Genomic DNA, 2,210 nt, shown 5'->3' on the forward strand with positions numbered 1-2,210 from the left:
GGGCCGCCGAAGGCGGCCCGCCCAACCCTAACATTCGACTTTGGCGTGGAGAAAAGGAAAAAGGGGAGAAGCTTCAGCGTCCCCGATCATCCCTACTCAAATTCCCAATAAAAACATTTCGGCAAGCTGGGATCCTTGCGGTGAGTAATACAGGCCATCCGCTTGCGATCGGGCAGCGCCGATCTACTCCCTCGAGCGGGACATTCCCATCGCGAGGAAGGCGTAGTAGGCCAGGGTGGACAGCGCCTGGGCCAGGGCCGCCACATACGTCAGCGCCGCCGCCTGCAGCACCTCCCGCGCCCCCGCCCGCTCCGCCGCCGTCCCCAGCAGCCCACTCTCCTCCAGCAGCCGCAGCGCCCGCCGGCTCGCATCCAGCTCCACCGGCAGCGTCACCAGCGCAAACAGCGCCGCCCCCGCAAACAGCCACACCCCCACCCACACCAGATCCGCGCTCTGCAGCAAAAACCCCACCAGGAACAGCACCGGCCCCAGCCACGAGCCCAGGTTCACCGCCGGCACCAGCGCCCCCCGCGCCCGCAGCCCCCAGTAGCCCTCCGCATCCTGCAGCGCGTGCCCCACCTCGTGAGCCGCCACCGCCAGCGAGGCCACCGACGGCACCCCCGCCACGCTCTCCGACAGCCGCAGCGTCTTCGTGGACGGATCGTAATGATCCGTCAGGTGCCCCGGCACCCCCTCCAGGCGCACCTCGTAAAGCCCCGCCGCCTGCAGCAGCCGGCGGGCCGCCTCCAGCCCCGTCACCCGGGCCGGGGCCTGCAGCCAGCGGTTGTAGGCCGCCTGGACTTTGGCCTGGGCATACAGGCCCAGCAGCAACGCCGGCAACGCGAACACAAAGTAAAGCGGATCCCACCAGAACATCATGGCCTCCTCCTTGCACTTGCTGATCAAGGAAAATGGAAATCCCCCCGCGGAAAAGCCTGCGATGGGAGTCTCTGAAAAAAAAGACCTTCGGCCGATGTCCGAATTTGCGTTCCGCTTCGGAACGCCCTCGGACCTCAGCCGAAGGTCTCGCCAAACCCGGGAAGGGCGAACGGGACCGGGGATCGGGATCCGAACGGGTCTCCCGTGTTGACGATCCCGTCACGGGCGAAATGCCCGCGGCTACTCCCCTTCGGGCCGTTTCCCAGTGTATATGATCAAAAGCCATCTGTCAAATCAGGGCGAGGCGGTTTGGGGGCTGGGGCGCCGTGACCGAGGGGCGCCGTCCGTCGACCCGCGTGAGGGGCTGGATCTTCGAAGCGAGCAAGGGGGCGGCGCCCTCCGGCTTTCGGTCGTTGAGCCGCCGCTGAAGGTCGTGGGGGCGAAGCCGCAGACCCTCTGCCCAGGTTCCATCCTGAAAGCATAGCGGGGCCAGACCCCTTCGGTGCCCGGCCTCGCTCGAGGGCCCCGCGAGAAGACGAGCCGTGCAAGCTCGATCTCCAGCCTGTCTCCGGTTCGCAACGCGGCTGATGCAGCCTTTGAAAATTGGATCGATTTTGCAACTAAGCCGATCAGGCGAATTGCACGAACCGTCGAACCCGCGGCACAATCAGGGTGGGGCCAGGAGGAGAGATGCGAGCCTGTTCCTGCGAGGCTGCACCCTTTGGTGCTGGCGAACCTGATCGAGAAGGGGGAAGCTATGAAGCGGTGGAACGGAGGCTGGAGGATTCCCGGCATCGGGTTTCTCCTCCTGGCGTGGATCGTCAGCGGATGCGGAGGCGGGGCGCCTCCGGCCCCTGCGCCGAGCGGTGGCGAAGCGGCCCCGGTGACCCTGAAAGGGAATCCGGAGAAGGGCAAGGAACTGTTCCTGGGCAGCTGCGCGTCGTGTCACGGGGCCGATGCGAAGGGATTGCCGGGGTTAGGACGGGACATGACGACCAGCGAGTTCATCCGGAAGCAGACCGACGCCCAGCTGCTGGAGTTCATCAAGACGGGGCGCCCGGCGACGGACCCGGCGAACACCACCGGGGTGGACATGCCGCCGAAGGGCGGCAACCCCGCCCTCACCGATCAGGACCTGACGGACATCATCGCCTTCATCCGCACGCTGAACCCCTATCAGCCCTGATCGGCCCTCACCTTATCCCCAGCCCCTCCCTTCTTCCTCAGTGGGAGAGGGGACGGGAAAAAGAGGGGTTTCGGGGCCGCAGCGAAGCCGATGCCCCGAAACCCCTCTTTATCTCGCGGCCTACAGGGCCCTAGGGGGGAGAACA

The 2,210-nt window shown here is 66.2% G+C and carries 2 protein-coding genes; one reads left to right on the plus strand and one right to left on the minus strand.

Features of this window, described 5'->3' with window-relative positions; genetic code table 11:
• Positions 1–183 precede the first annotated feature (183 nt).
• Positions 184–879: a zinc metallopeptidase gene (locus NZM16_RS07745; protein WP_295479727.1), complete on the minus strand. Its 696-nt coding sequence runs from the start codon at positions 877–879 to the stop codon at positions 184–186.
• A 757-nt stretch (positions 880–1,636) separates the two neighbouring features.
• On the opposite strand from NZM16_RS07745, the gene NZM16_RS07750 reads away from it, so the two are divergent.
• Entirely contained in the window at positions 1,637–2,065 is a 429-nt protein-coding gene (locus tag NZM16_RS07750) for a cytochrome c (protein WP_295479729.1), read from the plus strand.
• Positions 2,066–2,210: the final 145 nt, after the last annotated feature.

The sequence above is a fragment of the Thermoflexus sp. genome (genome assembly GCF_025055495.1).
Classification (GTDB): domain Bacteria; phylum Chloroflexota; class Anaerolineae; order Thermoflexales; family Thermoflexaceae; genus Thermoflexus.